Origin of the sequence: Rhodanobacter sp. C01 (genome assembly GCF_002001045.1) — a bacterium.
Classification (GTDB): Bacteria; Pseudomonadota; Gammaproteobacteria; order Xanthomonadales; family Rhodanobacteraceae; genus Rhodanobacter.
The window spans coordinates 204406-226929 of the sequence record NZ_MUNR01000006.1; the positions used below are offsets into that span (position 1 = coordinate 204406).

The 22524-nt window shown below is 64.1% G+C and carries 24 protein-coding genes; 18 read left to right on the forward strand and 6 right to left on the reverse strand.

The window, feature by feature from the left end:
* Positions 1–9 precede the first annotated feature (9 nt).
* The 5 genes from rpsR (at position 10) to radA (ending at position 5053) form a co-directional block, all read left to right on the forward strand.
* Positions 10–240: a 30S ribosomal protein S18 gene (rpsR, locus tag B0E50_RS03620; protein ID WP_007081973.1), complete on the forward strand. Its 231-nt coding sequence runs from the start codon at positions 10–12 to the stop codon at positions 238–240.
* A 133-nt stretch (positions 241–373) separates the two neighbouring features.
* Positions 374–826: a 50S ribosomal protein L9 gene (gene rplI / locus B0E50_RS03625; protein ID WP_077439790.1), complete on the forward strand. Its 453-nt coding sequence runs from the start codon at positions 374–376 to the stop codon at positions 824–826.
* 253 nt (positions 827–1079) lie between these two features.
* Entirely contained in the window at positions 1080–2474 is a 1395-nt protein-coding gene (locus tag B0E50_RS03630; RefSeq protein WP_077439792.1) for a replicative DNA helicase, read from the forward strand.
* 19 nt (positions 2475–2493) lie between these two features.
* Positions 2494–3582, forward strand: a complete 1089-nt coding sequence (gene alr, locus B0E50_RS03635) for an alanine racemase (RefSeq protein WP_077439794.1) — start codon at positions 2494–2496, stop codon at positions 3580–3582.
* A gap of 85 nt (positions 3583–3667) precedes the next feature.
* Positions 3668–5053 carry a DNA repair protein RadA gene (gene radA / locus B0E50_RS03640; RefSeq protein WP_077439796.1) on the forward strand — a complete coding sequence of 462 codons (1386 nt, stop codon included), beginning with the start codon at positions 3668–3670 and terminating at the stop codon, positions 5051–5053.
* A gap of 15 nt (positions 5054–5068) precedes the next feature.
* On the opposite strand, the gene ccsA is transcribed toward radA, so the two are convergent.
* Positions 5069–5869, reverse strand: a complete 801-nt coding sequence (gene ccsA, locus B0E50_RS03645) for a cytochrome c biogenesis protein CcsA (RefSeq protein ID WP_077439798.1) — start codon at positions 5867–5869, stop codon at positions 5069–5071.
* 96 nt (positions 5870–5965) lie between these two features.
* Here ccsA and ffh point away from each other — a divergent pair, with 96 nt between their 5' ends.
* From ffh to rplS, 5 genes are all read left to right on the forward strand, one after another.
* Complete coding sequence (gene ffh / locus B0E50_RS03650; RefSeq protein WP_077439799.1) at positions 5966–7354, forward strand: signal recognition particle protein; 1389 nt, start codon at positions 5966–5968, stop codon at positions 7352–7354.
* A gap of 174 nt (positions 7355–7528) precedes the next feature.
* Positions 7529–7783 carry a 30S ribosomal protein S16 gene (rpsP, locus tag B0E50_RS03655; protein WP_077439801.1) on the forward strand — a complete coding sequence of 85 codons (255 nt, stop codon included), beginning with the start codon at positions 7529–7531 and terminating at the stop codon, positions 7781–7783.
* A gap of 10 nt (positions 7784–7793) precedes the next feature.
* Positions 7794–8315: a ribosome maturation factor RimM gene (gene rimM, locus B0E50_RS03660; protein WP_077439803.1), complete on the forward strand. Its 522-nt coding sequence runs from the start codon at positions 7794–7796 to the stop codon at positions 8313–8315.
* Between the two features lie 35 nt (positions 8316–8350).
* On the forward strand, positions 8351–9124 hold the full coding sequence (trmD, locus tag B0E50_RS03665; RefSeq protein ID WP_077439805.1) for a tRNA (guanosine(37)-N1)-methyltransferase TrmD: 774 nt from the start codon (positions 8351–8353) through the stop codon (positions 9122–9124).
* Positions 9125–9175: 51 nt separating this feature from the next.
* Positions 9176–9571, forward strand: coding sequence for a 50S ribosomal protein L19 (rplS, locus tag B0E50_RS03670; RefSeq protein ID WP_077439807.1), 396 nt, complete (start codon positions 9176–9178; stop codon positions 9569–9571).
* A 114-nt stretch (positions 9572–9685) separates the two neighbouring features.
* Here rplS and B0E50_RS03675 read toward each other — a convergent pair whose 3' ends face one another.
* Positions 9686–11728 carry an EAL domain-containing protein gene (locus tag B0E50_RS03675; RefSeq protein ID WP_077439809.1) on the reverse strand — a complete coding sequence of 681 codons (2043 nt, stop codon included), beginning with the start codon at positions 11726–11728 and terminating at the stop codon, positions 9686–9688.
* 134 nt (positions 11729–11862) lie between these two features.
* Positions 11863–12873, reverse strand: a complete 1011-nt coding sequence (gene epmB, locus B0E50_RS03680) for an EF-P beta-lysylation protein EpmB (RefSeq protein ID WP_077439811.1) — start codon at positions 12871–12873, stop codon at positions 11863–11865.
* Between the two features lie 88 nt (positions 12874–12961).
* Here epmB and efp point away from each other — a divergent pair, with 88 nt between their 5' ends.
* The 7 genes from efp (at position 12962) to folE2 (ending at position 18644) form a co-directional block, all read left to right on the forward strand.
* Positions 12962–13543 carry an elongation factor P gene (gene efp / locus B0E50_RS03685; protein ID WP_077439812.1) on the forward strand — a complete coding sequence of 194 codons (582 nt, stop codon included), beginning with the start codon at positions 12962–12964 and terminating at the stop codon, positions 13541–13543.
* Positions 13544–13685: 142 nt separating this feature from the next.
* Positions 13686–15017 (forward strand): TRZ/ATZ family hydrolase, encoded by a 1332-nt coding sequence (locus tag B0E50_RS03690; protein WP_077439904.1) that lies wholly within the window; start codon positions 13686–13688, stop codon positions 15015–15017.
* Positions 15018–15031: 14 nt separating this feature from the next.
* A complete protein-coding gene (locus tag B0E50_RS03695; protein WP_077439905.1) occupies positions 15032–15286 on the forward strand; it encodes a YciI family protein in 255 nt (84 codons plus the stop codon).
* 30 nt (positions 15287–15316) lie between these two features.
* Entirely contained in the window at positions 15317–16024 is a 708-nt protein-coding gene (gene ubiG / locus B0E50_RS03700) for a bifunctional 2-polyprenyl-6-hydroxyphenol methylase/3-demethylubiquinol 3-O-methyltransferase UbiG (RefSeq protein WP_077439814.1), read from the forward strand.
* Complete coding sequence (gene gph / locus B0E50_RS03705; RefSeq protein ID WP_077439816.1) at positions 16021–16701, forward strand: phosphoglycolate phosphatase; 681 nt, start codon at positions 16021–16023, stop codon at positions 16699–16701. The genes ubiG and gph overlap by 4 nt, the downstream gene beginning before the upstream one ends.
* Positions 16698–17552, forward strand: coding sequence for a phytoene synthase (locus B0E50_RS03710; protein ID WP_077439818.1), 855 nt, complete (start codon positions 16698–16700; stop codon positions 17550–17552). The genes gph and B0E50_RS03710 overlap by 4 nt, the downstream gene beginning before the upstream one ends.
* A gap of 108 nt (positions 17553–17660) precedes the next feature.
* Positions 17661–18644 carry a GTP cyclohydrolase FolE2 gene (gene folE2, locus B0E50_RS03715; protein ID WP_139350737.1) on the forward strand — a complete coding sequence of 328 codons (984 nt, stop codon included), beginning with the start codon at positions 17661–17663 and terminating at the stop codon, positions 18642–18644.
* A gap of 278 nt (positions 18645–18922) precedes the next feature.
* On the opposite strand, the gene yidD is transcribed toward folE2, so the two are convergent.
* Positions 18923–19189 carry a membrane protein insertion efficiency factor YidD gene (yidD, locus tag B0E50_RS03720; RefSeq protein WP_077439906.1) on the reverse strand — a complete coding sequence of 89 codons (267 nt, stop codon included), beginning with the start codon at positions 19187–19189 and terminating at the stop codon, positions 18923–18925.
* Positions 19190–19448: 259 nt separating this feature from the next.
* Between yidD and dksA the strand changes: the two genes are divergently transcribed.
* Complete coding sequence (gene dksA / locus B0E50_RS18450) at positions 19449–20492, forward strand: RNA polymerase-binding protein DksA (protein WP_305775355.1); 1044 nt, start codon at positions 19449–19451, stop codon at positions 20490–20492.
* An 85-nt stretch (positions 20493–20577) separates the two neighbouring features.
* Here the strand turns inward: dksA and B0E50_RS03730 are convergent, their stop codons facing one another.
* Positions 20578–21024: a SufE family protein gene (locus B0E50_RS03730; RefSeq protein WP_077439820.1), complete on the reverse strand. Its 447-nt coding sequence runs from the start codon at positions 21022–21024 to the stop codon at positions 20578–20580.
* 88 nt (positions 21025–21112) lie between these two features.
* Complete coding sequence (gene cysS / locus B0E50_RS03735; RefSeq protein WP_077439821.1) at positions 21113–22486, reverse strand: cysteine--tRNA ligase; 1374 nt, start codon at positions 22484–22486, stop codon at positions 21113–21115.
* Between the last annotated feature and the right edge of the window lie 38 nt (positions 22487–22524).

The window sequence follows — 22524 nt, forward strand, 5'->3', positions numbered from 1 at the left end:
ATCCAGACCATGTCCAAGTTTTTCCGCCGCCGCAAGTTCTGCCGCTTCACTGCCGAAGACGTGAAGGAGATCGACTACAAGGATCTCAACACCCTGCGTCAGTACGTCACCGAGAACGGCAAGATCGTGCCGAGCCGCATCACCGGTACCAAGGCGCGTTACCAGCGCCAGCTGGCCACCGCGATCAAGCGTGCACGCTTCCTCTCGCTGCTGCCGTACACCGACAACCACGACGTCTGATCGTGACTGACCGCAGCCTGGTGCTGCGGTCAGTGGTTTCGCCCGGCCTGGCCGGGCGTCACTTCAGGCACCCTTCGGACAACCGTCCTCTGGCTGCGTCGGGCCACACCGGCGCTAACGAAAAGGAAGCATCATGGAACTCATTCTTCTGCAGAAAGTCCGCAACCTCGGCAACCTTGGCGACAAGGTCAATGTGAAGCCGGGTTACGGTCGCAATTTCCTCCTGCCGCAGGGCAAGGCCGTGCGCGTCAATGCCGCCAACCTGGCTGCGTTCGAGCAGCGTCGTGCCGAATACGAAGCCAAGGCCAACACCTTGCTGGCCGACGCCGAGTCGCGCAAGGCGAAGCTGGCCGACGCGGCGGTGACCATCTCCGCGCACGCCAGCGCCGAGGGCAAGCTGTTCGGTTCGGTCGGTCCGCGTGACATCGCCGAAGCGCTGGCGGCTGCCGGTCACACCGTCCACAAGGGCGAAGTGATCCTGGGCGAAGGCCCGCTGCGCCACACCGGCGAGTTCGAGGTGGCGATCCACCTGCACGCCGACGTGCACACCAGCGTCAAGGTGATCGTGGTCGGCGACAAGGACTGAGCAAGCGACACACCATCACGTGATGGAAACCGACGGGCGCCGCGAGGCGCCCGTTTGTTTTTGACCGCGGCAACGCAAAACCCAGGACGGCAACACGTGTGGCTGCCAGTCTTATCCCCATCAACGCACAGCTTATCCACAGACTTATTGTCTCGACGGGTGAGACGCCGCCGCGCATGATGGTCGGCGTGGCCACCCACGGGATGTCGGTGCATCGCGTACCGGTCGTGGGTCATTCTCCAGAGGTAAGTCGATGTCCTTCGTGCCCGAACGCAAACCTTCGTCCTCGGCCATCGAGGCGCTGCGGGTACCGCCGCACTCCATCGACGCCGAGCAGGCGGTGCTCGGTGGCCTGATGCTGGCGCCGGATGCACTGGACAAGGTGGCCGACCGGCTGGCCGAACAGGACTTCTACCGCAAGGATCATCGCCTGATCTGGCGCGCGATCAACGAGCTGGCCAACAAGGGCATGCCGTGCGACGCAGTGACCCTGGGCGACTGGTTCGAGAGCAACGGTCTGGCCGAGATGGTCGGCGGTGCCAGTTACCTGATCGAGCTGGCCAACAGTACGCCGAGCGCGGCGAACATCGCCGCGTATGCGGAAATCGTGCGCGAGAAGTCGGTGATGCGTCAGCTGATCGATGCCGGCACCTCGATCACCGAGGATGGTTACCGGCCGGAAGGCAAGAGTGTGCAGGAGGTGCTGGAAAGCGCCGAGCAGCGCGTGTTCCACATCGCCGAATCCGGTGCGCGTGGCAAGAAGGATTCGGTCTCGATGCGCGAGGCGGTGAAGGATGCGTTTCGCCTGCTGCACGAGCGTTACCAGAATCGTGGCCAGCTCACCGGCATCACCACCGGCTTCACCGACCTGGACAACCTGACTTCCGGCCTGCAGCCGTCGGACTTGATCATCGTGGCGGCGCGTCCATCAATGGGCAAGACCGCGTTCGCACTGAACATCGCCGAGACCGCCGCGATCCGCAGCAAGAAGGCGGTGGTGGTGTTCTCGATGGAAATGTCCGCCTCGCAGCTGGCGTTCCGCCTGATTTCCTCGGTCGGACGCATCCACCAGCAGCACCTGCGCAACGGCGACCTGCAGGAAGAGGATTGGCCGCGTGTCTCCAACGCCATCTCGATCCTGTCCGAGGCGAAGATCTTCATCGACGACACGCCAAGCCTGTCCCCGGTGGAGCTGCGCTCGCGCTCGCGCCGGCTGCACCGTGAACATGGTGGCCTGGGCCTGATCGTGATCGATTACCTGCAGTTGATGCAGGTGCCCGGCAACAAGGAGAATCGCGCCACCGAAATTTCAGAAATTTCGCGTTCACTCAAGGGCCTCGCCAAGGAGTTGAACGTGCCGGTGATCGCCCTTTCGCAGTTGAACCGCTCGCTGGAACAGCGTGCCGACAAGCGTCCGATGATGTCCGACCTGCGCGAATCCGGCGCGATCGAGCAGGATGCCGACGTGATCATGTTCATCTACCGCGACGACTACTACAACAAGGAATCGCCGGACAAGGGCATGGCCGAGATCATCATCGGCAAGCAGCGTAACGGCCCCACCGATACCTGCAAGCTGACCTTCCTCGGCCACTACACCAAGTTCGAGAACTACGCGCCGGATTCCTTCGTCGGGTCGTTCGATTGATGCAGGGTTTGCGTCCACGATGAGTCGCACCACCGTCGCCACCATCCATCTCGGTGCGCTGCGCCACAACCTGGTGCGGCTGAAGGCGCTCGCTGCGCCGGCAAAGGTGATGGCCGTGGTCAAGGCGGATGCCTACGGCCACGGACTGGAGCGGGTTGCCCGCGCGCTCGATGACGAGGCCGAGGCGTTTGCGGTGGCCGCGCTCGGCGATGGCCTGCGTCTGCGTGCGGCCGGGCACCGACAGCGCATCGTGGTGCTGTCCGGCCCGGACAATGCCAGCGATCTGGTCGAGATGCAGCGACTGCAACTGGATGCGGCGATTCATCACGAGGCGCAGTTGCAATGGCTGGCGCAGGCCTCGCCGACGCGAGGTCGTCTGCGTGTCTGGCTGAAGGTCGACAGCGGCATGCATCGACTGGGCTTTGCACCGGAGCGCGTGACTGACGTGCATGCGCGGCTTGCCGCGATGCCTGGCATCGATCCCGAGATCGGCCTGCTCACGCATTTTTCCGAATCCGAAGTGTTCGAAGGTACGCAGACGGCAGAGCAGATCGCCTGCTTTGTCGAGGCGACCAAGACGTTCAGCGGCCCGCGTTCGCTGTCCAACTCCGCCGCCGTGCTCGGCTGGCCGGATGCACGCGGCGACTGGGTGCGCACCGGTGGCCTGCTTTACGGTCTGTCGGTGGTCGAAGGGAAAAGCGGTACCGACTTCGGCTTTCGTCCAGCAATGACGCTGGGCACGCGGTTGATCGCGATCAACCGGATCGGCAAGGGCGAGCGCATCGGCTACAACGGCATATGGACCTGTCCGGAAGACATGCTGGTCGGCGTGGCTGCAGTCGGTTACGGCGATGGCTATCCGCGCAGTGCGGCAGCCGGCACGCCGGTACTGGTCGGCGAGCAGCGCGTGGCGTTGATCGGTCGCGTCTCGATGGACCTGATCACGCTGGACCTGCGCGATGCGCCACAGGCGAAGGTGGGTGACCGCGTCACCCTGTGGGGGCCGCAGTTGCCGGTGGAAATCATCGCCGCGCAAGCCGGCACGATCTCCTATGACCTCACCTGCGGCATGACCCGCCGTGTGCTGTTCGTCGAAGACGAAAGCTGACAGCATCCGACGCCACGGCGTCTCGTGGTTTGCGATGAGCGCAAGCTAAGCTGCCTGCATCATTACCATCCAGCCGGGAACCCGCATGGCCAAAGCCAAGACCGCCTACGTCTGCACCGAGTGCGGCGCCGAGCACAGCAAGTGGCAGGGCCAGTGCGTCGAGTGCGGGGTGTGGAACACGCTCAGCGCGATCGTGCTGACGCCGGCGTCGGCAGCGGTGTCGTCGGTCGGTGCGCAGCGTTCCAGCTATGCCGGCAGCGCCGCCGGCGCGACACGCATCACGCCGCTGACCGAGGTGGCGTTGACTACCGAGGCGCGCACCCTGACTGGCATCGGTGAGCTGGATCGGGTACTCGGTGGTGGACTGGTGCAAGGCTCGGTGGTGCTGATCGGTGGCGATCCCGGCATCGGCAAGTCGACCCTGTTGCTGCAGATGCTTGGCACGCTGGGGACGCATCTGCCCAGCGTCTATGTCACCGGCGAGGAGTCGCTGTCGCAGGTGGCATCGCGAGCGCAACGGCTGGGCCTGCCGCTGGAGCCGCTGCAAGCGCTGGCGGAAACCTGCATCGAACGCATCCTCGAACAGGCGATGGCCTCGCGGCCGCGCGTGCTGGTGATCGATTCGATCCAGACGATCTGGACCGAGTTGCTCACCGCGGCGCCCGGTTCGGTGAGCCAGGTGCGCGAATCCGCCGCCAAGCTCACCCGTTTTGCAAAGGAAACCGGCACGTCGGTGTTCCTGGTCGGTCATGTCACCAAGGAAGGCGGCATAGCCGGTCCGCGGGTGCTTGAGCACATGGTCGATGCGGTGCTGTATTTCGAGGGCGAGTCGGGCAGCCGCTTCCGCATCCTGCGTGCGTTCAAGAACCGCTTCGGCGCGGTGAACGAGCTGGGCGTGTTCGCGATGTCCGACAAGGGCCTGCGCGAAGTGCCGAATCCGTCGGCGATCTTCCTGTCCTCGCACAGCGGGCCGACCTCGGGCAGTGCAGTGATGGTGACGCGCGAAGGCACACGTCCGCTGCTGGTCGAAGTGCAGGCGCTGGTGGATCAGTCCTCGCTGGGCAATCCGCGCCGCGTCACCCTGGGGCTGGAACAGAACCGGCTGGCCATGTTGCTGGCCGTGCTGCATCGGCATGGTGGCGTGGCGGCGTATGACCAGGACGTATTCGTCAACGTGGTCGGCGGCATCCGCGTGCAGGAGACGGCGGTCGACCTGCCGGTGCTGCTGGCTGTGCTGTCGTCGTTGCGCGACCGGCCATTGCCGGAACACACCGTCGCGTTCGGCGAAGTCGGCCTGTCGGGCGAAATCCGCCCGGTACCGAATGGCGAGGAACGCCTGAAGGAGGCCGCGCATCATGGCTTCCGCCGCGCGATCGTGCCGAAGGCGAATGCGCCGAAGAAGGGCAGGGTCGGCGAGATGGAAGTGATCGGCGTGGAGCGATTGGGCGAAGCGATCGACGCCTGCCGCTGAATACCTGCGTGGTGCTCAACCGACCGGGCGATGCAGGATCAGCTCCAGCACGAACTTCGAGCCGAAGAAGGCCAGCACTAGAGTGGCCATGCCGATCAGCGTGAGGTTGACCGCGCGCTGTCCGCGCCAGCCATGCCGCCAGCGGCCATACAGCAGGACGCCGAACACCAGCCATGCCACGATCGACAGAATCGTCTTGTGTGCCAGGTGCTGGCTGAACAGGTTGTCGACGAACAGCGCGCCGGTGAGCAGGGTCAGCGTCAGCAGCAGAAAGCCCGCGCCAATCAGCCGGAACAGCAGCGTCTCGGTCAACGTCAACGGCGGCAGCGCACGCATCCAGGGACCGAATTGGCGATGGCGCAACGCGCGATCCTGCACGGCGAGCAGAATCGCCAGCGCGGTCGCGATCGACAGCACGCTGAACGCGATCAGCGCCACCGTGACATGCAGCTTGATCTGCCAGCCCATCGCCAGCGGTAGCGTCGGTGGCGCGAGGAAACTGTCCACGGCAACCAGCAAGGCGGTCAGTGGAAACACGATCACACCGAGCGCGGCGACCGGGCGCGAGAGATTCACCAGCAGGGTCAGCGCCGAGACCACGAAGGCGACCAGCGACAGCGCAGCGAAGAAGTGCAGGTCCAGTGCGCCGCGATGCATGCCGAGCAGGATGCCGGCGTGGATCAGCACCGCGCCACCGGCGAGGCCCAGCGCCAGCCGGTTCAGCGGCTGGCCGCCGCTCAGCAGCGGCCGCGCCAACCCTGCGGCAGCGGCGAGATAGAGCACGATGGCGAGCAGGGCGAAGACGTGGATGACCATAGCCTTGAAGTGTCGCACAGGCTCCGTTGGGCGTGCATGCGGAGTGCGGCGATCCGTCCGCTATAATCACGGACTTTCCTGTTTGCCGGTTCCGCCATGTTCGAGTCGCTCAGCCAACGCCTTTCCACCACCGTCAATCGCCTGCGCGGCCGCGGCCGGCTGACCGAGGAGAACATCCGCGAGTCGTTGCGCGAAGTGCGCATCGCACTGCTGGAGGCCGACGTCGCGTTGCCTGTGGTGCAGGCGCTGATCCAGCGGATCAAGGTGCGCGCGGTTGGCCAGGATGTGATGAAGAGCCTGTCGCCGGGTCAGGCGCTGGTGAAGGTGGTCAGCGACGAACTGACCGTGGTGATGGGCACCGCCAACACCGAACTGAATCTGGCCCAGACACCGCCGGCGGTGGTGCTGATGGCGGGCCTGCAGGGTGCCGGCAAGACCACCACGGTGGCCAAGCTGGCGCGACTGCTGACCGAGCGCAAGAAGAAAAAGGTGATGGTGGTCAGCTGCGACGTCTATCGTCCGGCCGCGATCGAGCAACTGCGCACGCTGGCCGAACAGGTCGGGGTGAAGTTCTTCCCGTCCGAGGCGGGCCAGGATCCGGTCGCCATCGCGAAGGCTGCAGTGGCTGCGGCCCGTCGCGAAGTGGTCGACGTGTTGATCGTCGATACCGCTGGCCGACTACACGTGGACGAGGCAATGATGGCCGAGATCAAGGCGTTGCATGCCGCGATCACGCCGGTCGAAACGCTGTTCGTGGTCGACTCGATGACTGGCCAGGACGCCGCCAACACGGCCAAGGCGTTCAGCGAGGCGCTGCCGCTGACTGGCGTGATCCTGACCAAGACCGACGGCGATGCTCGCGGCGGTGCCGCATTGTCGGTGCGTTATGTCACGGGAAAGCCGATCAAGTTCCTCGGTGCCGGCGAGAAGACCGATGCACTGGAGCCGTTCCATCCGGATCGCCTGGCGCAGCGCATCCTCGGCATGGGCGATGTGCTGTCACTGGTCGAGGAAGTCGAGCGCAAGGTCGACCAGGAGAAGGCGCAGAAGCTGGCCCAGAAGGTGATGAAGGGCAAGCGTTTCGACCTGAACGACATGAAGGATCAGCTCGAGCAGATGAGCAACATGGGCGGTCTGGCTGGCCTGATGGACAAGCTGCCGGGTGTGGGCAACCTGCCGGACAGCGTCAAGTCCAAGGTCAACGACGGCGAGATGAGCCGGATGGTCGCGATCATCAATTCGATGACCAAGAAGGAACGCCGCCATCCCGATCTGCTGAACGGTTCGCGCCGGGCCCGTGTGGCGCGCGGTTCAGGTACCCAGCCGGCCGACGTCAACCGCCTGTTGAAGCAGTACATGCAGATGGAAAAGATGATGTCCAAGCTGTCCAAGGGTGGTAGCAAGGGCCTGATGCGGCAGATGCGCGGTGCGATGAAGGGCATGGGCGGGATGGGTGGCATGGGCAGTTTGCCGCCGCCACGCTGATCGATCCGGGCATGGTGGCCTGAAAATAGGGAAAGCGTGCTTCAAGAAGTGGCCGCCATGGCCCTCGAAACCCCATTCCCTATTCCCTTTTCGCGAAAAACCGCTAAAATGCCCCGTTTACCGCGCACGCCTCTCGTGTGCCTGCCGCTCATTCGGCAATTCTGGAGCTTAGTTATGGTCAAGATTCGTCTTTCGCGCGGTGGCGCCAAGGGCCGTCCGTTCTACCACGTCGTTGTGACCGATCAGCGCAACAAGCGCGACGGCCGCAACATCGAGAACATCGGTTACTACAACCCGGTTGCGTCGGGCAAGGACAAGCGCCTCGAGCTGAACGTCGAGCGCGTGAAGGAATGGGTAAGCAAAGGCGCCCAGCTGACCGACAAGGTCGCCGCCCTGGTCAAGGAAGCCGGCAAGCAGCAGGCTGCCTGAGCACTATCGCGTGAGTGATGTGGCAGCCAGCCGACGCGTCCTGATCGGGCGCATCGTCGGGCTGTACGGTGTGCAGGGCTGGCTCAAGATCGAATCCTGGGCTGAGCCGCGCATGCGGATCTTCGACTACCAGCCGTGGCTGCTCACTGCAGCGCCGGGTGTGGAGACGCAGATCTCGGGAGTGAAAGGTCGTGCACAGGGCAAGGGCATGGTGGCCCAATTGCCCGGAGTGGACGACCGGGAACAGGCGGCAGCGCTGATCGGCCAAGACATCTATGTCACCCGTGACCAGTTGCCCCCTCCCGCGAAGGATGAGTATTACTGGGTCGATCTCGAAGGAGTTGAGGTCGTCACCACGGAAGACGTGAAGCTGGGGCGGGTCAGTCACCTGTTCGCCACCGGTGCCAACGACGTCGTGGTAGTGAGGGACGGCGAGCGCGAGCGGCTGATTCCTTTCATCCAGGGCTCGTATGTGCGTTCGGTGGACTTGTCCGCAGGGCGCATGGTGGTGGACTGGGATCCTGAATTCTGACGTTGCATCGCATCGCGACAAAGGGTTGAGGATTCATGCGCATCGACGTAGTCACCTTGTTTCCGGACTTCGTGCGCCAGTGTGCTGCCATCGGTGTGGTGGGACGCGCGCAGCAACGCGAGTTGCTGCAGGTGGAAACCTGGAATCCGCGCGACTACGCCACTGACAAGCATCGCACCGTGGACGCGAGCTCGTATGGCGGCGGCCCCGGCATGGTGATGATGATCGAGCCGTTGCGCACGACCCTGGCGGTCATGCGTGATGCTGCACCGGAGCCGGTGCATCTGATTTATCTCAGTCCGCAGGGAGCGCGGCTGACGCAGGGACGGGTGAAGGCGCTGGCGAAACAGCCACGCATTGCTCTGCTCTGCGGGCGTTACGAAGGTGTGGACGAGCGTCTGCTGGCGCACGAGGTCGACGAGGAGCTTTCCATCGGCGATTATGTGCTTTCCGGCGGTGAGTTGGCCGCTGCGGTAATCATCGACGCGGTGGGTCGCTTGCAGGACGGTGCGTTGAACGACGTGCAGTCGGCCGAGCAGGATTCATTCTCGGATGGCCTGCTGGATTGCCCGCACTATGCGAAACCGGTGCACGATGCGCTGGGTTCCGTGCCGGAGGTGTTGCTGTCCGGTGACCATGCGGCGATTGCCCGCTGGCGCCTCAAGCAATCGCTGGGACGGACCTGGTTGCGCCGCCCGGAGTTGTTGTCACAGCGTGCGCTGGATGCCACATCCCGTGCATTGCTGGATGAATTCCGCCGCGAACATGCTTCAAAAGAGCTGATGCGGCAAAACGATGCGGTCGAGTGACGGCCGCAGCTCTTGATTGACATCGATTTACGTGAACCGAACAGGTGCGCCATGAACAAGATCATTGAACAGTTCGAATCCGAGCAGATCACCCGCCAGTTGCCGGAATTCAGCCCCGGCGACACCGTGGTGGTCAACGTGAAGGTAAAGGAAGGCAACCGCGAGCGCGTACAGGCGTTCGAGGGCATTGTCGTCGCCAAGCGTAGCCGCGGCCTGCACTCGGCCTTCACCGTGCGCAAGATCTCGCACGGCACCGGCGTGGAGCGCGTGTTCCAGGCGCACAGCGCCGCGATCGACTCGCTGACGGTGAAGCGCAAGGGCAAGGTGCGTGGCGCCAAGCTGTATTACCTGCGTGGTCTGGAAGGCAAGGCTGCGCGCATCAAGGAAGACGTCGCCGCCGCTGCCGCCGCCAAGGCCAGCGCCAAGGCTGCCGCCGCCGCCGAGTAATCCTCGCTGCGACAATCGCGACATGAAGAAGCCCGCGGAGCAATCCGCGGGCTTCTTGCTTGCTGTCAGTCTCCTGGCAACGGGATGCAACGGGGTCCGGCAGATCCCCGTTGCTTACTCCAGTCGCATCGGCTGCTGCAGGAAATTGCCCTGCACGAAGTCCACGCCGCAGGCGAACAGCAGCGACGTACTGGTGGCATCCTCGACCCATTCGGCGATGGTCTGACGCTTGAGCTCCTTCGCCTGCTGACAGATCTCGGTGATCTTCTTCTGGCTTTCCGGATGCTGCGGCAGTTCGGCCATGTAGCTGCGGTCGATCTTGAGATAGTCGGCATCGATGTGGCTAAGCACCTGGAACGAGTTCAGGCCTGAGCCGAACTGTTCCAGGGCAAAGCGGCCACCCAGTTTTTTCCAGCCGTTGACGAATTCCTGGGCCGGGCGCAGCAGGGTCATCACCTTGCTCTCGGTCATCTCCAGCACGAGCTGGCCGCGCTTCAACGCCGCCTTCCTCAGTCGATCGCCCAGCCAGGGAAGCAGGGTGTCGTCCTGCAGCGAGGCGGCGGTGAGCTTGATGAATAGCGTGGTCTGCTGGCCCTGGTTTTCGCGTGCCTGCAGCGCACTGATGGCACGGTTGAGCACCCAGCGGTCAATCGCACCGGTGAGGTTGTGCTTTTCGGCGATCGGCATGAAGAAACCGGGGAGCACCTCGCCCTGCGGGCCGTTCAGGCGCAGCAGGATTTCCGAATAGTCGCCCTCGGCGTCCTGCAGGCTGATGGTCTGCTGGTGATAGAGCACGAAGTCGTCCTGGGTCAGGGCCTTTTGCAGCAAGTCCAGCCAGTAGCGGTCACGCTCCTCATCGGCCTTTTCGCGTGCAGCGGGATCGTGCAGTTCCATCTTGCTGCCGCCCAGGCTTTGCGCGGTACGCAGGGCCTGGCTGGCCTGGTTGAGCAGCAGCTCGGTGTTGGCGTTCTTCTCGCCGATCAGGCTGCCACCGATGCTGGCGGTGACCGTGATCGAACGCGTGCCGGCATCGAAGATCTCGTTGCTGATGCTGTGCTGAAGCTTGGTGATCCATTCCCGGATCAGTTCGTCGGAGCGCGAGTCCAGCACCACACCCAAGGTGTGCTCGGCGAGCATGCCGGCAACATCGTCGCTGCCAAGCAGCATGCGGATGCGATCGGCAAAGCCGGCAAGCAGCTCGTCGGCCTTGCCCAGGCCGATGCCGGCCACGATCGCGGCCCAGTTGTCCGGTTCGATCAGCAGCAGAGCCTGCCCCTTCTTGCCCTTGGCCGCCGCGGCGACGGCGTCGTCGACACTGGTCAGCATGCGGGCGCGGTTGAACAGGCCGGTGACCGGGTCGCGCTGCAGTTGCTCCAGCACGGCCTGATCGACCTGCTGACGGCGGAACACGATCTGCAGGCAGGGCTCGCTCTCGAACGTGGCGGGCGCAAATTCTACGGTGGCGTCGAACGCGCTGCCGTCAGCCCGGCGTGCGTGCAGGCTGAGCTGGGAGGGCAGCTTTTCCTGCCGTGCATGCCCCCTGAGCAGGGTCTTGAACTCGTCCGCATTGGCCGAGTCGATCATGTCCAGCACGGGCAGCCCGAGCAGGTCATCGAAGCTGTCGTAGCCGAAGGTTTCCAGATAGGCATGGTTGGCGCGCACATGCATGCCTTCGTGCACGTAGGCGATGGCATCGGTGGAGGAGTCCAGCAGGGCGTCGCAGCGGCGCTCGGACTCGCGCAGCGATGTCTCCAGCCGGCGCACCTGGCGGCGTGTCTGCAGCGAATCGAATTCGCGTTGCAGCACCGCGATCAGCTGCTTCGGCTGGTTGCGTGAAGCCACGCCATGGACGCCATGCACGAACAGGTCCGCAATGACCTGGTTGTCGAAGTTGTTGACCAGGCCAAGCAGCGAATAGTCGCGACCATACGCATCGAGCACTTTCACCGCCTCGGCCTGGCCAAGGGTGGTAGTTGCCGGGTCGAACATCACCACGTCCGGTTCCAGTTCGTTCACCGCGGACTGCAGCTGCTCGACATTGGTGGCACGGGCCGGTCGTACGGCAATGCCGGTATTGCGCAGCAGGCTGATGATCTGCTCCGCCTCCTCAACCGAGTTCTCGATGAAGAGGATCTTGATGACGTAGTCTTTTTTCATGGGGCGTTGAGCTGTCCGTTGATCACCGCGGGCTGGGCGAAGCGGCCTGCAGGGGAGTTCGCCTTCGTTGTTTGTAACGGATTCCGTCAGTGGCCGCCAGCGGAAAACCGTACGGGGGTGACGAGATCCCGGATTTACAGCGGCCGCTTGGAAGCGTCACCCGCCATTTCACGCACCAGTCGGGGCACCAGATAACCCGGCAGGCGCGCACGCAAGGCATCCAGCAGGGCCAGTGCGCGGGCGTCTTCCACTTCGAAGTGGGCGGTCCCCTGCACGCGATCAAGCTGGTGCAGGTAGTACGGCAGCACGCCGGCAGCGAACAGCCGCTCGGACAGGTCAGCCAGCGCATCAGCGTCATCGTTGATGCCACGCAGCAGCACCGACTGGTTCAGCAGAATCGCGCCGGCATCACGCAGCCGGGCACAGGCAGCATCGACATCGGCGTCCAGTTCATTGGCATGATTGGCGTGCAATACGACCACTTTCTGAACTGGTACGGCGTCGAGCCACGCCAGGAAGGGGGCGTCGATCCGCTCGGGCAGTACCACTGGCAGGCGGGTATGGATGCGCAGGCGGGTCACGTATGGCAGGTCGGCCAGACCGCGGCTCAGCTCTTCCAGCTTGCCGGTAGCGAGCGCCAGTGGATCGCCGCCGGAGAGGATCAGTTCGCGAATCGACGGATCCTCTCGTACGCGGCTCAGCGCCTCGCGCCACTGTCCGGCCGCCGCGATCTCCTCGCCGTAGGGGAAATGCCGGCGAAAGCAGTACCGGCAATTCACCGCACAGCTGCCGCTGGCGATCAGCAGTGCGCGCCCATCGTATTTGTGCAGCAGCCCCTGTCCGGCCTTGGCGGCCATGTCGCCCACAGCATCCGTGGTGAAGCCTTCGACATGGTCATGCTCGACCCGTTGTGGAAGCACCTGCAGCAGCAGCGGATCGGCGGGATCGCCATGGCGCATCCTGGCGACAAATCCGCGTGGCACGCGCAGGGCGAAACCGGCATCGTCGGCAGGCAGGAGGTCGGTGCGGTCGCCTAGGCCGACGCTTCGAAGCAGTTCGGCGGGGTCGGTGATGGCGTCCCGCCACAGTTCGCGCCAGTCGCTGGAGGGTGAAGATAGGCGGATGCTTGGGCTTGCGGTTATCATGGCGGGCCTTGAGCGGGCCGTGGCGCCCGTGACATATACCTATTTTAACCGCCCAATGGGACGGTTTTACTTCTGGAGCAGACAACGCATGGCGACCCTTGGCCTCAATGATGTCAAAACGGGCAAGAAGATCCTTCACAACGGTGATCCGTGGATCATCACCGAGGCCGACTTCGTCAAGCCGGGCAAGGGCCAGGCGTTCACCCGTATCCGCATCCGCAACCTGAAAGACGGCCGCACCACCGAGCAGACGCTGAAGTCCAGCGACTCTTTCGAGGAAGCGGATGCTACCGACACCGACATGCAGCTTTCGTTTATCGATGGCATCGGCAAGGACCGGGTGTGGCACTTCATGAACATGGAGACGTTCGAGATGGTGCCGGCTTCCCTGGCTGCCATGGGCGACGCGTGGAAGTGGCTAAAGGGTGAGGAGGAGTGTGTGATCACGCTTTTCAACGGCGGCATCATCGCCGTGCAGGCACCGAAGTTCGTCGAGTTGAAGATCACCGAGACCGATCCTGGCGTGCGTGGCGACACCTCGGGTGGCGGCGGCAAGCCAGCCACGCTGGAGACGGGTGCCGTCGTACGCGTGCCGCTGTTCGTCAACCAGGACGAAGTCATCAAGGTGGATACCCGCACCGGCGAGTACGACAGTCGCGTCGGCAAGTGACCGGATTGGCCCGCGCTTGCGCGGCGTTGCCAATGCGTCATCCCGGCCTGCGTCGGGGTGACGAACAAGCGAGGGGCGGCCACCGCGAGGTACCGCCCCTTGTCGTATCCGAATCGAGATAGCGAGATAGAGCGAGTCCATGATGAACCAGATCGCACTACAGCCCGTCGACCTGATGATCGAAGCACGCTGGGTGGTGCCGGTCGAACCCCATGCTATGGTGCTGGAAGACCACGCCGTGGTGGTGCAGGGCGAGCGCATCATCGCGCTGCTGCCGATTGCCGAGGCGCATGCTGTCTATGCGCCTCGCGAGCGCGTCGAGTTGTGCGAGCACGCGCTGATCCCGGGCCTGGTCAATGCGCATACGCACAACCCGATGACCCTGCTGCGCGGCTTGGCTGACGACTTGCCGCTGATGGTGTGGCTGCAGCAGCACATCTGGCCGGCCGAGGCGAAGGTGATCGGGCCGGAGTTCGTGCGTGATGGCGTGGAGCTGGCGGTGGCCGAGATGCTGCGTGGTGGCACCACCTGCGCCAACGAGAACTACTTCTTCCCCGACGTGATTGGCGCTACCTACCGCAAGCTGGGTTTCCGCGCGGTGGTCGGTCTGCCGGTGATCGAGTTCCCGACCGCGTGGGCCAAGAGCCAGGACGAATACTTCGAGCGTGCCGGCGAGGTGCATGACAGTTTTCGGGGCGATGCGCTGATCAGCACCGCATTCGCGCCGCATGCCCCGTACACGGTGTCGGATGAGAGCTTTGAGCGTATCCGTGTGCTGGCCGACCAGCTCGACATCCCGGTGCACCTGCATACGCACGAGACGGCGCACGAGGTCGAGGAAGAAAAAAAGAAGAGCGGCCTGCGTCCGTTCCAGCGCCTGCAGAAACTCGGCCTGGTCAACGACCGCCTGATCGCGGTGCACATGACCCAGCTTACCGATGGCGAGATCGCCGCCTGCGCCGAGGCCGGCGTGTCGGTGGTGCATTGCCCTGAATCCAACCTCAAGCTGGCCTCCGGCTTCTGCCCGGCGGAAAAGCTGCGTCAGGCCGGTGTCAACGTGGCGCTGGGTACCGACGGCTGCGCGTCGAACAACGATCTGGACATGTTCGGCGAGATGCGCACCGCTGCCTTGCTGGCCAAGGCGGTGGCGGCGGATGCGTCTGCGTTTGATGCCGCCTATGCGCTGCGCGCCGCCACCCTCAACGGCGCCAAAGCGATGGGGTTGGAGGCGAAGATTGGCTCGATCGAAGTCGGCAAGCAGGCCGACCTCACCGCCATACGGTTGAGTGATCTGGAAACCCAGCCGCTGTTCCATGTGGTCTCCCAGCTGATCTACGCCAGCAGTCGGCACCAGGTCAGCGATGTGTGGATCGCCGGTCGGCGCAAGCTGGCCGAACGCGTGCTGGTCGGCATGGATACCGACGCCATCCTTGCCCGCACTCGCGCCTGGCGCGAGCGCATCATCGCTGGTTGATGTGGAGTGAGTCCGTGAACCGCTATCTCGTCATCCTGCTGCGCAAGCCGCATGTCGAGCCAGCCATGGTGTCGGCGCACCGTGACTTTCTCGCCGAGTTGCGCGTCCAGGGCCGCAATGAAATGAATGGGCCGTTCGGTGACGGATCCGGCGGTGCGTATCTGCTGCGCGCGAACGATCTGGACGAGGCCATGGCCATCGTGCAGCGCGATCCGGCGTCGGTCAGTGGCGGTTGGGAGATCACCATCCATGAATGGCAAGCCAGCTAGCCTTGTCCGTACCTTTTTGAGCATACGACCATGTCACAGACCGCCAATGTCAGCCCCGAGGAAATCGCCCGTTTCGACCAGCTGGCTGCGCGCTGGTGGGATCCGGACGGCGAATCGCGTCCGCTGCATGACCTCAATCCGGTGCGCGCGACCTATATCGCCGCCCACGTCGATCTGCGCGGTGTCCGCGTAGCTGATGTCGGTTGCGGCGGCGGCCTGCTGAGCGAGGCGCTGGCGTGCGCTGGTGCGAAGGTTACTGGCATCGACCTGGGGCAGAAGGTGATCGACGTCGCCCGCTTGCATCTGCATGAGTCGAATCTCGACGTCGATTACCGCGTGCAATCCTCGGCCGAGTTGGCCGCGGCGGAGCCGGCCGGTTTCGATGTGGTGTGCTGCATGGAACTGATCGAGCACGTGCCTGACCCAGCCGCGCTGGTGCATGATCTGGCGACGATGCTGAAGCCCGGCGGCCGACTGTTCATGTCTACCCTGAATCGCACGCCGGCCGCGTTCGGTGCAGCGATTCTCGGTGCCGAATACGTCATGCGCATGCTGCCGCGCGGCACTCATCACTATGCACAATTCCTGAAGCCTTCTGAACTCGGTCGGCTGCTGCGGCAGGCTGGACTGGAGCTGGAGGACGTGTCCGGCTTGGGCTACAACCCGTTGCAACGCAAGGCGTGGCTCAGCCGTTTCACCGCGGTCAACTACCTGCTCAGCGCGTACAAGCCGGCATGAAGCCACTACCAGAAAACATCCAGGGCGTGCTGTTCGATCTGGATGGCACCTTGCTCGACAGCGCGCCGGATCTGTACGCAGCGCTGGTCGCGCAGTGCGCGGAAGAGGGCGTGCCATCGCCGCCGTATGCGCCGGTGCGCGAGGTGGTTTCACGCGGCGCGCGGGCGGTTCTGCGCTGCGCCTTCGCCGACCGTGGCGAGCTTGCGCTCGATGGGCTGATACCGCGTTATCTCGAGTTGTACCAGCAGGTGATGGCGCTGCAGACCAGCGCGTTCGAAGGTATCGACGACCTGCTCGCTCGTATCGAAGCACAGGGTCTGCGCTGGGGCATTGTCACCAACAAGGCGGCGTTCCTCACCGACGAACTGGTCAGCCGCATCGGCTGGGCCAGCCGCGCGAGCGCCGTGGTATCCGGCGACACGCTGCCGGTGAAGAAGCCCGATCCGGCGCCGGTGCTGTTGGCCTGCGAACGCGCCAGTGTGGAACCAGCGCGTTGCCTGTTCATCGGTGACGACCGTCGCGACATACAGGCTGGCGTTGCCGCCGGCCTGTACACGGTCGCGGTGAGCTGGGGCTATCTGGACGGTGGCGATCCGCATACGTGGGGCGCCGACGCAGTACTCGATCATCCGGCCGAGCTGGCCGATCTGCTGCAGCTGCAACCGGTCGCCGCATGATCGAATTGGTCGAACAAAATGCCGTGTTGCAGGGCTTCATCGACAAGTGGCTGGCGGTGCAGCCGCAGCAGCGCGTGGCGCTGGCGTTTGTCGATGGCAGGCGCTATCCCGGACACGTCGCGCTGGCCGCGCTGGAGCAGGAACTGCTCGGCGCGGCCTACGGCATCCGCGAGCCCCAGGTGGCGGTGGCCAAGCTCAACTGGTGGGCCGAGGAACTGGCCGGTGCAGCGGCCAGCGGCGGCCGGCATCCGCTGACCCAGGTGCTGTTCGACGACGAACGTGCGCACGCCATCGCCAGTGATCTCTGGTTGGCACCGGTACTGGCTGCGATGGCTCAGCTGGAGCAGGGCACCGCCGCAGACTTTTCCACCCAGCTTGATGCCGCGATGCCGCTGCATGGTGCACTGGCTGCGCTGGAAACCGCCTGGTGGTACGGCAGCGAGGCGTCGCCGGCGCGCGCGGCACGGGTCGCCACACTCAACCATTTGCTGTATGCGCTGCTGCGGCTGGAGCAGGACGCCGAGCGCGACCGTCTGCCGCTGCCGATGGCGAAGCTGGCGCGACATGGCCTGAGCCGCACGCAACTGCGTGCACCTAGTAACGCGCGGCAGCAGGCGGTCAAGGCGCAACTGGACGATTTGCTGGCCAGCTGGCGCGAATCAGCAGCGCTGGCCGGTCCGCTCAGCGTGTTTCGTGCCTTGGAGTCGCGTCACGGCAGCAAGCTGGCGCAGCGTGCCGTCCGTACGGGAGACGCCCTGGCCACCTTGCAGGCAGGGCAGCCGCATGCCGGTTTGGCCACCGCACTGCAGGCATGGCAGGCCGCACGGGCGTGGCAGCGGCAGCTGCCCTGACACGTGCAAGACGCAGTGTTTCCGCCGCGCCACTATTGCGCAGCGGGCTGCCTGCCCCAAACTTGATGGACTTCGCGGCGATCTATATCGCCGATACCAGGATTTGCCATGCCGAACCAGGAAAATACCGCCCGCCTGCTCCCCGACGTTGCCGTCCACGCGCAGCCGCATCTTGCTAGCGCACTGGACTGGGTCGGCATGGCCGATATCCAGGTGCCGGTACGTTTCGATGCCGGTGACGGCGATGTGCAGCGCGCCAGCGCCAAGGTCGGTGCCTTCGTCAATCTGAAGCGGCCGGACAAGCGCGGCATCCACATGTCGCGTCTCTACCTGCAGGTCGAGCAGGCGCTCAGCAGCCAGACGCTTACGGCGGATTCGCTGCATGCCTTGCTGCGCGGCTTCCTGGATTCACACAAGGATCTGTCCGACCGCGCCTGCCTCAGCATCCATTTCGAGCATCTGGTGCGCCGTCGCGCCTTGCGCAGCGACAACAGCGGCTGGCGCGCGTACCCGGTCTGCATCGAAGCCAGCCTGACCGGTGACGACTTCCTGCTCGAATTCGGTACCGAGGTCGTTTATTCCTCCACCTGTCCGGCCTCGGCCGCGCTGTCGCGCCAGCTGATCCAGGACCAGTTCGCCAGCGACTTCGACGCCGCCAAGCCGATTGATCATGCAGCCGTGCTGGCGTGGCTCGGCAGCGAGCATGGCATCGTCGCTACCCCGCATGCCCAGCGCAGCGTGGCGCGCCTGCGCATTCGCCCCGTGGCCGGCGCCGGCTTCCACCTGATCGACCTGATCGACCGCGTCGAGCATGCCCTTGGCACGCCGGTGCAGACCGCGGTGAAGCGCGAGGACGAACAAGCCTTCGCGCTGGCCAACGGCAGCAACCTGATGTTCTGCGAGGACGCCGCCCGGCGCATCCAGAAGGCGCTTGATGCCGATGCAAAGCTCAGCGACTTCCACATCCGCGTCGAACACCAGGAAAGCCTGCACCCGCATGACGCGGTGGCGTATGCGAGCAAGGGTGTCGATGGGGGGCTACGGCTCGACGCCGTGATCCCGCTTTTCTCCCATCAGGGAGATAGGGCGTAAGGCGGATTGTCCCGCCTTGCGCAAACACGCATTCAGCGTTGCTTGTCAGGCGAACGTGAGCCGCTGGCCACGCCCGTTGTCGTCGATCTTCGAACCGTCCCACACCCGCAGCCCTTGACAGAGGTGCTGACGATCGAGCTTGAGAGCGTCTCGCCTCGCCCGCCCGTTCCAGCGTCGGCACGCGCTGCAGCGTGGCCTGCACCACGAACAGCACCAAAGGGGGGCGGACGGTACCTTGTCCGATTTCTGCGCATTCACTTCACCGCAGGATCAGCCATTCAGTGGACGTGGTTTGAGTCCCCGTGAGAGCGGCAGCGGGGGAAATGGAAGTGCTCGGGTACCAGGTCTTCGCCGCCGGTGCACAATGGCTGGCAGCGCAGCAACCGCCAGCCGCTCAGCAGGCTGCCTCGCCACGGACCGAAGCGTGTGACCGCAATCCGTGCATAATCAGAGCAATTGGGGTGGAATCGGCAGCGTTGTCCGAGCAGTGGGCTGAGCCAGCGCTTGTACAAACGCAGCAACCACAGTATCAAGCGGGTTGGGATGTTCACGTTACCGGTACGACTTGCGGCGTGTAGTGGTACAAGTATTCCAGAAGCAAGCTTGCTGGTGTGGAACACATGGGCTATAACACCCGGCCGCCACGGCCAAAAACGGTGAAGGGATATGGCGAAAACGACACGTAATTCGACTGCCACCAAGGCGCAGAAAGGGAAGACTCCGGCTACCAAGGCCGGCAAGCCGAAAGCAGCTGCCACAAAGGGGCGGACCGTGAAGAGCGCCAAGACACCTGCAAAGAAAACCGTGAGCAAACCAGTCGCCAAGACGGCAGCGAAGAAAGTCGCGGCCAAACCAGCGAAACCGGTCGCCAAGCCGGCACCCAAAAAGGTCGCGGCCAAGGCGCAGCCGAAAAAAGCCGCTCCGGCCAAGAAAGTCGTCGCGAAGAAGGCGGTGGCGAAAAAGGTTGCCGTCAAGAAAATTGCCGTCAAGAAGCCGGCGCCGAAGAAGGCTGCCGTCAAGAACACCAAGGTCAAGAGCAGCGTCGTCAAGAAATCGACCGCGAAGCCCGTCACCAAGCCAGTAGCCAAGAAAACCGCTGCACCCGCCAAGCCGGCGGTGAAGCATGTTACGAAACCGACCAAGCCAGTTCATGTTGCAGCCAAGCCTGTTGCCAAGCCGGCAGCCAAGGCCGCTCCGGCCCCGGTGCCGGTCGTCAAAAGCGTATCCCCGTCACCCGCCAGCACCCTCTTCAAGGGCAAGGTGGCGAGTGCCACCGCCATGGTGACGCCGCGGGCAGCTCCGGCTGCTGCCGCGGGTCATGCCTCTTCTCACAAAAATCAGAAAAACTCGTCGTCCTCAATGAATAAACTTGCTGCAAAAAACCTCGACAACGGCATCACCCGGGAGGATGGGCGTTACGCGCTGCCATCCACCAGTACGATCACCTTGCCCAAGGGTTATCACCCTTCGAGCAAAGAGGAGTACATGAATCCGATGCATCTGGCCTACTTCCGCAACAAGCTGCGCGACTGGCGCGATCAGCTGGTGGAAGAGTCACGCCAGACCATGGAAAACCTGCGCGACGAAGTGCGCGATGTCGGTGACGAAGCCGAACGCGCCACCCGCGAGACCGAGAACTCGCTGGAGCTGCGCACGCGCGACCGCTACCGCAAGCTGATCTCCAAGATCGACAAGGCGCTGCGCCGGATCGAGGATGGCAGCTATGGCTTCTGCGAGGAGACCGACGAGGAGATCGGCGTCGATCGTCTCGATGCGCGCCCGATCGCCACGCTGTCGCTGGACGCGCAGGAGCGTCGCGAACACCTGCAGAAGCAGATGGGCGACTGAATCACACCGGGGCGACTCACACAGAAAAGCAAAACCCCGCCTCGTGCGGGGTTTTGCTTTTCATGTCCAGGGTGTCCTGGCGGGGTCACGCCGCCGGGTCAGGGGCCAATGCCTGAGCCGCGTACCCTTTCAGTTTCGCCAACATGGCAGCGAGGCCGTTGGAGCGGGTTGGCGAGAGGTGCTTGGCCAACCCTATCGTGGCGATGAACCCCGGTTCTGTGGCAACGATCTCCTTCGCGCTGCGGCCCGAATAGACACGCAGTACCAAGGCGATCAGGCCGGACACGATGGCCGAGTCGCTGATCGCATCGAAGTGCATCTTCGAGGCATCGCCGCTGGGCACCAGCCATACCATCGATTGGCAGCCATGCACGCGGTGTTCCTCGGTCTTCCACGCCTCGGGGAACGGCGGCAGCTGCTTGCCGAGGTCGATCAGGTACTGGTAGCGCTCGGTCCAGTCGCCGAAGAAGGCGAATTCCTCGGCGATGTCGAGCTGTACCTGGTCGGCGCTGGATGTGGCGATGGCGTTCATGTGGACATTATCGCGCAGCGCGCATGAACCCGTGAAATGGTTGTGTATCAGTCATTCCGGTCCCGGCTGGAATGACGGATGCGCAGCCTCAGCTTTTCTGCACACTCCAGCGGGTTCCCTGTGCGCCGTCCTCGATCACGATGCTCATCGCGGCCAGTTCATCGCGGATCGCGTCGGCACGGTTGAAGTCGCGCGCAGCACGGGCGCTGCGGCGCTCCTCCAGCAACGCTTCGATCCGCGCCGCATCCACCGGCTGCTCGCCACCGCGCTTGAACCACGCTTCCGCATCCTGCTGCAGCAAGCCCAGCAGGGCGCCACCGCCGAGCAGGGCGGCCTTGGCCTCGGCGGTGCCGGCTTGGCGTGCAGCATCAGCGAGCACGGCCAGCTCAGCCAGTGCCTGCGGTGTGTTGAGGTCGTCGCACAGGGCAGCCTCCACCCGCGCGGGCACCGGCAGTTCGCCGGGGAACAACTCGATATCGGCCAGATCGCGCAGCACGCGATACCAGCCATCCAGCGTGCTTGTGGCCTGCACAATGGCGCCCTCGGACCAGTCCAGCGGCTGCCGGTAATGGCCACGCAGCAGCAGCAAGCGCAGTGCCTCCGGCGGGTGCAGCTTGAGCAGTTCGTGCACCAGCAGCACATTGCCCAGCGATTTGGACATCTTGCGGCCATCGAAGGTGAGCATGCCGTTGTGCATCCACCAGCGGGCGAACAGTTTGCCGCCATGGGCGCAGGTGGATTGGGCGACTTCGTTTTCGTGGTGCGGGAACAGCAAGTCGACGCCGCCGGCGTGGATGTCGATGGTTTCGCCCAGGTGTGCTGCACTCATCGCCGAGCATTCGATATGCCAGCCGGGGCGACCAATGCCCCAGGGGCTGTTCCAACCTGGCAGTTCGGGCGTGGATGGCTTCCACAGCACGAAGTCGGCGGGATGCTTCTTGTAGGGAGCCACCTCGACGCGGGCACCGGCAATCAACTCCTCGGTATCGCGGCCCGACAGCGCGCCATAGTCCGGATAGGAACCTACGTCGAACAGTACGTGGCCTTCCGCGGCATAGGCATGTCCACCGGCAATCAGGTTCTCGACCATCGCGATGATCTGCCCGATATGGGCAGTCGCATACGGCTCGATGTCCGGTGGCATGATGCCCAGACCGGCCATGTCCTCGCGGTAGGCCTGGGAGAACTTGCCCGTGATCGTGCCGATCTCGACGCCCTGTTCCAGCGCAGCGGCGTTGATCTTGTCGTCCACGTCGGTAATGTTGCGGGCGTAGACCACGTTCGGATAATGCCGCCGCAGCAGTCGAGCCAGCACATCGAAGACCACCGGGCCGCGTGCGTTGCCGATGTGCACGTAGTTGTAGACCGTGGGGCCGCACAGGTACATCGTCACTCGTGCCGGATCGCTCGGCGCGAAGGTTTCGTTGCGACGGGTCCGGCTGTTGTAGAGCGAGATCGGCATGAAAGGGAAATCCGCAGCGTGGGCCGCGCTGCTAGGCG

Bases quoted from the DNA above. Each gene is read 5' to 3' on its own strand.
- B0E50_RS03730 (WP_077439820.1), bottom strand. From the start codon at position 21,024: ATGAACGCCATCGCCACATCCAGCGCCGACCAGGTACAGCTCGACATC.
- rplI (WP_077439790.1), top strand. From the start codon at position 374: ATGGAACTCATTCTTCTGCAGAAAGTCCGCAACCTCGGCAACCTTGGC.
- ubiG (WP_077439814.1), top strand. From the start codon at position 15,317: ATGTCACAGACCGCCAATGTCAGCCCCGAGGAAATCGCCCGTTTCGAC.
- B0E50_RS03675 (WP_077439809.1), bottom strand. From the start codon at position 11,728: ATGAAAAAAGACTACGTCATCAAGATCCTCTTCATCGAGAACTCGGTT.
- epmB (WP_077439811.1), bottom strand. From the start codon at position 12,873: ATGATAACCGCAAGCCCAAGCATCCGCCTATCTTCACCCTCCAGCGAC.
- ccsA (WP_077439798.1), bottom strand. From the start codon at position 5,869: ATGGTCATCCACGTCTTCGCCCTGCTCGCCATCGTGCTCTATCTCGCC.
- B0E50_RS03630 (WP_077439792.1), top strand. From the start codon at position 1,080: ATGTCCTTCGTGCCCGAACGCAAACCTTCGTCCTCGGCCATCGAGGCG.
- efp (WP_077439812.1), top strand. From the start codon at position 12,962: ATGGCGACCCTTGGCCTCAATGATGTCAAAACGGGCAAGAAGATCCTT.
- cysS (WP_077439821.1), bottom strand. From the start codon at position 22,486: ATGCCGATCTCGCTCTACAACAGCCGGACCCGTCGCAACGAAACCTTC.
- trmD (WP_077439805.1), top strand. From the start codon at position 8,351: ATGCGCATCGACGTAGTCACCTTGTTTCCGGACTTCGTGCGCCAGTGT.
- rpsP (WP_077439801.1), top strand. From the start codon at position 7,529: ATGGTCAAGATTCGTCTTTCGCGCGGTGGCGCCAAGGGCCGTCCGTTC.
- rpsR (WP_007081973.1), top strand. From the start codon at position 10: ATGTCCAAGTTTTTCCGCCGCCGCAAGTTCTGCCGCTTCACTGCCGAA.
- B0E50_RS03710 (WP_077439818.1), top strand. From the start codon at position 16,698: ATGATCGAATTGGTCGAACAAAATGCCGTGTTGCAGGGCTTCATCGAC.
- radA (WP_077439796.1), top strand. From the start codon at position 3,668: ATGGCCAAAGCCAAGACCGCCTACGTCTGCACCGAGTGCGGCGCCGAG.
- folE2 (WP_139350737.1), top strand. From the start codon at position 17,661: ATGCCGAACCAGGAAAATACCGCCCGCCTGCTCCCCGACGTTGCCGTC.
- B0E50_RS03690 (WP_077439904.1), top strand. From the start codon at position 13,686: ATGAACCAGATCGCACTACAGCCCGTCGACCTGATGATCGAAGCACGC.
- rplS (WP_077439807.1), top strand. From the start codon at position 9,176: ATGAACAAGATCATTGAACAGTTCGAATCCGAGCAGATCACCCGCCAG.
- ffh (WP_077439799.1), top strand. From the start codon at position 5,966: ATGTTCGAGTCGCTCAGCCAACGCCTTTCCACCACCGTCAATCGCCTG.
- gph (WP_077439816.1), top strand. From the start codon at position 16,021: ATGAAGCCACTACCAGAAAACATCCAGGGCGTGCTGTTCGATCTGGAT.
- alr (WP_077439794.1), top strand. From the start codon at position 2,494: ATGAGTCGCACCACCGTCGCCACCATCCATCTCGGTGCGCTGCGCCAC.